Below are 6589 nucleotides of genomic sequence, written 5' to 3' on the forward strand. Positions count from 1 at the left end.
GGTAACTGTGCCCAGGGCGTCGATCGTGACACCGGCGAAAGTAAACCCGCCGACGCCACCGCCCCCGCCGCCGCTGGATGGGCCGGCTGATCCGCCCGCGCCGCCTTTTACCGCGCCGCCCGCCTGCACGGTCAGATCCATCGTCGTGGACAGGCCGACGCCACCGCCGCCACCGGCGATCCCGGAGCCAAGGTTGCCGGCGCCATTGCCCCCGGAAACCGCCCCACTGACCGTTGCCAGACCAATGGCACCGGCCCCACCGTTGGTCGGACGAGTGGCGCTGACGCCGCCGAGCAATTTCGCATTGCCTCCGGCCTGGCCGTTGCCCGTCGTCAGGTCGGTCGCGCCGCCGCCGCCGCCTGTGATGGACGCACCAGCCGGGCCTTTCGTACCCTCGGCCTCGGCCGCCGTGCCGTCGACACCGCCCGCACCACCTTTGACGCCTGAGGCGGTGGAAATGCCCTGCCCGCCGTCTGCCGCATAGGCGCCTTGCGGCATTGCGACACCGCATGCCAGCAGCGCCGCGACCGAGACAGCACCAAGCAATGGCGAAGAAAAACCTCGGCGACTTAGAAAATTATAGCCATCTAATACAGAGGATATGCCCGAATCAGATTTACGATTGTTCACGAGAAAACCCCAGATTCGCCATTAAAGCTGTACATAAACCACTATGGACACATATGTACGGAATTATATATTCCGCCAGCGGTTAAAAATAGCTGACATTGTAAGGCACAGGGCCGAACGACGGCCCCACGATGACGGTGGCGCGAGCCAAGGTGGAATACGAAGCACTGGAGCCTAGCCGACGCATCCGCAAGGCCGGGCCAGGCCGGTGTTCGACGAGAGAGTTTTTTGAACGGATAGGCATGGCTACTCCCTGCCGGAAGCCGCCTTGAAGGCTCCGGATTCGATATTCAAATACGAGCCTTCCTGTCAGGGATTGCGGGGCGCATACGGCAGGCTGCCGCACAGCCTGCCCCCTCCGTCATGCCCGCCGCGCCCGGAGGGTAGCGTGGAACCGGACGAGTGACCGTAGCGCCATGTCTCATTTATCCACGCACTATGTCTCATCTCACCAGGCAAACCCCGGCTTGAGCACCAAGCCATTGAGGCGGCAGGAGAATCACGATAGCGCTACACACCGTGAACCTGCCGGCCACGGCAGTGATCCAGCCTGTCACAGCAAGTGTATTCAGCGCCTCGGCGCACATGGACGAGGCCTATCGTGCAGGAGGGATTGCTCCTCTCTACGGATCTTGTTCAATCGGACCTGCGCACCGAATATTGGCGCGAGATCACGCGGCCGTTCTTCGAGACCACGCAGCATCCGGAAGGCAGCAATGCCACACTCGAAGGCTCCTTGAAGTCGCGGGCGATAGGCTCGCTGCTGATTGGGCCGACCAGCTTCAACCAGCAGCAATATCGCCGCGACCGACGCATCGTCCTGCAAGGCGGGCTCGACCAATATCTGGTCCAGCTGTTCATCGCCGGTACGCTTGAAGGCGACTGCGACGGCCAGTCGATTTTGGTCGGTCCCGGCGACATTTGCGTTTTCGATCTCACGCGGAATTTCAAAAGCCGGGTGCATGAGGGCGCGACCATATCCATCGTGCTCCCGCGCGAGCGGGTGGACAAGGCAGCGGGTGGACGCAGCCTTCACGGCGTGGTGCTCAGGAAAGGCGCTCCCCTTACGCGGCTTCTGGCGGATTTCATCGTCAGCCTCTCGGATGTGTCGGCGGAAATGGAACGCGCCGACGCGCTGGCCATGGAGGACGCGGCAATGGAACTGCTTGCTTGCGGGCTTGCGCGCCAGCTGCCCGACGGCGCCACGAGTGATCCCGCCCTCGCCCAAGTGCTGCGCCGGCGCGTGCTGGATTTCATCGATGCCAACCTGACCGAGCCTGAGCTTGGCCCAACGCTGCTCATGCGCCGCTTCAGGGTTTCACGCGCCCATCTCTATCGGGTGTTTGCCGCCGATGGTGGCGTCGCCAGGGTCGTGAAGGAAAAGCGGCTGGATGCGGCGTGCCGCGAACTCATGCACATCGGCGGTCTGTCCCGCTCGATCATCGAGATCGCCCACGGGCTGGGCTTTTCGAGCAGCAGCCAGTTCCTGCGCGCCTTCCGTGCCCGTTTCGACATGACGCCGAGTGACGTTCGGCAGCAAAGGGAGGAACTCGCCGGTCAACGTCTCGCGCATGTGCAGGCACACTTTGCCGAATACTCACAGCAGCTTGGCTTGATGAACAGGCTGGGATGACGCACACGCGATTGCCGATCCAGCGCATTTATCGGTTCATCGCCAGACCTCCGAGACGCAGGAAGAATGCTGACCATCAGAAAAGCAAACGGCGAGCCAGAGGCTCGCCGCTACAAATGCCGTCTTCTAACACCGCTACCAGAGGTCGTATCGCAGCCCGAGCTTGACCGACTGATAGTTCACCCCCTTGTGGATGCCGAAAGCACCGCCGTCATAGGCGACATATTTCATGCCGGGTACAGCAAAGTATTCGTAGCCGAGGTCGACCGACACATTTTTTGTCACCTGATAGGAAAGCCCCGCGGCTAGGGAATAGGCAAAATCGTAGCTTGACTTCGATGTTACGGCTCCCTCGTAACCGGCCGGATCGTCGCAATTGAACTGTTGGACAGTCTGTAGGCCGCCGGCCGTGCTCGTGGTGGTTGTCGGAACGCAATCGCGCGCGCCAATCGCCCTGCTGAGTTTGCTGTACGCCAACCCGACACCGCCCCCGAGATACGGCGTGATCCCCACATAGGTACCTAGGTCGACATAGCCATTGGCCATCAGGCTATAGGCCTTGTTGTTTGCAAAGTTCGTTCCCCTGCAAGGCGGTGGCGGAGCGGCAGCGGCATTGGTCTGGCTGACAATGGTGCTGGTTGCGATGCTTGTTACCGTTGTCGTGATGGAGCCATCGCAAGTCGTCACCAGTTCATCGCCGAACTTGTTCGATGGCAGGATGCCGAAGTTTAATTCAGCCCGCAGATAGTCGTTGAAATGATAGCCCATGCCTACACTGCCATCGAACAGGGTGCTGCTCGATGAGAAGCCCGAAGCGTCTTGATGATTGTCGAAAGGATGGCTGAAGGCGTAGCCGATATCGCCGCGCAGATACCAGCCGGAACCGACCTCGACCGGGACATAGTCGGGCGCCTGGTCGACATAGATCGGCGGATCGTAGTCGGCTGCGTGCACGGGCGTCAGCGGTGCCAGGGCGAGTGCGACAAGCGCCATACGCAATGTGAGTTTCATGGTCCCCGACTCCCGAATTTGGCGCCGCAAGCATTGCAACGGCGGCCATCGTTTCAAGGAGCATTGTTAACCATAGTGGTTAAGTGCCGGTTAAGGCTAACGGAGCGTTAGCAGATTGATTTTCAAGAATTTCATCCGAAACGCACAAACGAAAACCGCCCGGTCGATGCCGGGCGGTTCGCGAATTTTCAGGCAGTGCAAGTGTTACTTCGTGTAGATCGGCTCGGGTTCGGGCTGGTAGGCCACGACCGGCGCGGCGCAACCATTGTTGCCGCCGAACTGATAGCGCAGGCCACCGCGTACTTCGTGCGTGTTGATGCCACGGTCGAAGCCGGGGCCGGAGCTGCCCACATTCCAATCGAACATGCGGCCGCCCTGGATATGGGAGAAGCGGTAGCCTGCATCGAGGATGATCTTGTCGGTTAGGCAGTAGGAAGCGCCAGCCATCAGAGCGTAGGCGAAACGCCAGCTGGATCTGCCGGGATTGGTCTCGGTAGCGCCCGGCGTCGGGTCATAGACTGTATCCCATTTGACATGCGCGCCGCCGATGCCAGCGCCGACGTAAGGCGTAATGCCATGATAGGTACCAAGATCGGCATATGCATTAGCCAGGAGCAGGAGGGCGCTCATTTTCGACGACTCAGCCGACGTGACAATGACCGGCGAACCGCCAGCCGTGCCAGTTGTCTGACCGTTGAAGTTCGACTTGAACCAGTAGTCGGCGGTCAGGTCGGTGCGGAAATGGTCGTTGATCTTGTAGCCGACGCCGGCGCCGAGCGAGAAACCGCCCTTGAGCTTGCCGAAATCGAAACTCTGGCTGCCGGGTGTGACCGTACAGTTACAGGGATCGACGGTGTAGGTCATGTAGTCGATGCCGCGCACGGTCGACTTATGATAGTCGATGTCGCCGCGGATGTACCAGCCGCCAACTTCGGCCGGCTGCTCGTAGACGGCCGGAGGCGGAGCCTCTTCGACCACCGGCTCCGGCAGGTCGGCTGCGAACAACGGTCCTGCCAAGCCCGCGAACAGTAAGGCGAGCAGGACCTTTCTTGCTGTATTGAACATGCTTGTCACCCCTGAGAAGTTCGGAACGGCCATCGCGTCCGAATGCAATTGGCTTTCAGTCGTGGATAATGAAGTGCAAAGGTTAAAAGGCGTTTAACCCTGTTGCTTAACCACGAATCTCGAAACTTCGAGGGATCGGCGCATGGTTTTCGAAATCCCGGAGCACCCGCCGGCGAACGAAAAAAGCCCGCCAGGAGGGCGGGCTTTGAACTGGTGAAGCTGTATGCGGCGACGCCCTGCCGGGCGCGCTGGGATCAGGCGGCGCTGCGCGTTTCCGAGATGATGTCAACGATGCCATTGACGACGGACTCGACCAGTTGCGGGTCGTCGCCCTCGGCCATCACACGGATCAGCGGCTCTGTACCGGAGGGCCGGATAACCAGCCGCCCGGCCTTGCCGAGGCGGTGACGGGCGTCTTCGATGGCTGCCTTGACCGGCGCTTCCTCGAGCGGCTTGCCGCCGGAAATATGGACGTTCTTCAGAAGCTGCGGCACCGGTTCGAACTTCTTCGACAATTCGCTGACCGGCCGCCCCTGCCGCTTGATGCAGGCCAGCACCTGCAGCGCCGAGACGAGGCCGTCGCCGGTGGTCGAAAAGTCAGACAGCACGATATGGCCCGATTGTTCGCCGCCGACATTCAGCCCATGCGCGCGCATATGCTCGACGACATAACGGTCGCCGACCTTGGTGCGGTGCAATTGCAGCTTCATGTCGCCGAGGAAGCGCTCGAGGCCGAGATTGGACATGACCGTCGAAACGACGCCGCCGCCAGCAAGCCGCCCGCTCTGGTGCCAGGATTCGGCAATCAGCGCCATGATCTGGTCGCCATCGACGATCGCCCCGTTTTCATCGACAATGACGACGCGGTCGGCATCGCCATCGAGCGCGATGCCGATGTCGGCGCGCACTTCGTGCACCTTCTTCTGCAGGCCGGCGGGATGGGTCGAGCCGCATTCCTTGTTGATGTTGAAGCCGTTGGGCTCGACATTGATGGCGACGACTTCGGCGCCCAGTTCCCACAGCGCCTCGGGCGCCACCTTGTAGGCCGCGCCGTTGGCGCAATCGACGACGATCCTCAAGCCGGAGAGTGACATCGAGCGCGGCAAGGTGCGCTTGGCGAATTCGATATAGCGGTCATGCACGCCGTCGACGCGCTTGGCGCGGCCAAGCCCGTCGGAATCGGCGAGCGTCAGTTCGATATCCTTGTCGAGCATGCTCTCGATGCGCTCCTCGATCTCGTCGGAGAGCTTGTAGCCGTCGGGTCCGAACAGCTTGATGCCGTTGTCGTAGTAGGGGTTGTGCGAGGCCGAGATCATGACCCCGATATCGGCGCGCAGCGAACGCACCAGCATGGCAACCGCCGGCGTCGGGATCGGGCCGAGCAGGAACACGTCCATGCCGGCGGCACAGAGACCGGCGACCATGGCATTCTCGATCATATAGCCGGAAAGCCGGGTGTCCTTGCCGAGCACGACGCGGTGGCGATGGCTGCCGCGCTGGAAGGAGAGGCCGGCGGCCATGCCGACCCGCATCGCAATTTCCGCGGTCATCGGAAACTTGTTGGCGCGCCCGCGAATGCCGTCCGTGCCGAAATAATTCCCTGCCATGCTAGCCAGTTTCCTCGACGTTTCTTCCCCGGCACGTCATGCCACAATTGGCCAGGGCGCTATGATCACAGTGTGTGATTATATGTTACCAATCCTTAGAAAATCATTGTTGTGCACTGCACACAACATGGCTGCATCCTAACATGCTGAGACTGCCATGCTGCAATATACCAGTCATGCGAGCCTCTCAGCGCAGATGCACCTGGAAAATCTTGCTCTGAAGCTGGCAACGGGCAACGATTTCATCACCTTATCGGGAGAAGACGGCTTTCGGCGATATATACGCCACTTAGCATCTGGCGCAACCGATCGTTGAGCGTTATTGATTCGCCGGGACGTATCATGGGCTGCTGCAACGGAGAAACGCTATGCTCATCCACCGACTTGCCACTTTGACCGGCCTCGCCGTCGCGACCTTGTTCCTGGCCGCGCCAGCCAACGCACTGACGATGGCCGAGTGCAGCACGAAGTACAACGCCGCCAAGGATGCGGGGACACTCGCCGGGGCGACCTGGAACCAGTTCCGCAAGGCCCAGTGCGGCACCGACGCTGCGGCCACGACCGACGCCAAGCCAGCCGATACCAAGAAAGCAACCGACACCAAGAAGGCTGCCGAGACGAAACCGGCCAAGGCGGCCAAGGC

4 protein-coding genes and 2 pseudogenes are annotated in these 6589 nt (G+C 61.0%); 2 read left to right on the plus strand and 4 right to left on the minus strand.

Annotated elements, in window-relative coordinates; genetic code table 11:
- Positions 1-546 (minus strand): annotated as a pseudogene (locus EN935_RS42805) (hypothetical protein); the annotation flags it as partial.
- Positions 547-1231: 685 nt separating this feature from the next.
- Between EN935_RS42805 and EN935_RS17260 the strand changes: the two are divergent.
- Positions 1232-2263 (plus strand): helix-turn-helix domain-containing protein, encoded by a 1032-nt coding sequence (locus tag EN935_RS17260; protein WP_127264459.1) that lies wholly within the window; start codon positions 1232-1234, stop codon positions 2261-2263.
- Between the two features lie 135 nt (positions 2264-2398).
- Here the strand turns inward: EN935_RS17260 and EN935_RS17265 are convergent, their stop codons facing one another.
- From EN935_RS17265 to glmM, 3 genes are all read right to left on the minus strand, one after another.
- Positions 2399-3274, minus strand: coding sequence for an outer membrane beta-barrel protein (locus tag EN935_RS17265; protein ID WP_126066718.1), 876 nt, complete (start codon positions 3272-3274; stop codon positions 2399-2401).
- 204 nt (positions 3275-3478) lie between these two features.
- Complete coding sequence (locus EN935_RS17270) at positions 3479-4339, minus strand: outer membrane protein (RefSeq protein ID WP_109665444.1); 861 nt, start codon at positions 4337-4339, stop codon at positions 3479-3481.
- 254 nt (positions 4340-4593) lie between these two features.
- Positions 4594-5946 (minus strand): phosphoglucosamine mutase, encoded by a 1353-nt coding sequence (gene glmM / locus EN935_RS17275; RefSeq protein ID WP_109664793.1) that lies wholly within the window; start codon positions 5944-5946, stop codon positions 4594-4596.
- Between the two features lie 368 nt (positions 5947-6314).
- Here glmM and EN935_RS17280 point away from each other — a divergent pair.
- A pseudogene (locus tag EN935_RS17280) lies at positions 6315-6589 on the plus strand (hypothetical protein); the annotation flags it as partial.

This window comes from Mesorhizobium sp. M7D.F.Ca.US.004.03.1.1 (genome assembly GCF_003998635.1).
Classification (GTDB): domain Bacteria; phylum Pseudomonadota; class Alphaproteobacteria; order Rhizobiales; family Rhizobiaceae; genus Mesorhizobium; species Mesorhizobium loti.

What these genes read in the sequence shown, in the direction of transcription:
- EN935_RS17265 (WP_126066718.1), bottom strand. Translation starts at nt 3,274, where the DNA reads ATGAAACTCACATTGCGTATGGCGCTTGTCGCACTCGCCCTGGCACCG.
- EN935_RS17270 (WP_109665444.1), bottom strand. Translation starts at nt 4,339, where the DNA reads ATGTTCAATACAGCAAGAAAGGTCCTGCTCGCCTTACTGTTCGCGGGC.
- glmM (WP_109664793.1), bottom strand. Translation starts at nt 5,946, where the DNA reads ATGGCAGGGAATTATTTCGGCACGGACGGCATTCGCGGGCGCGCCAAC.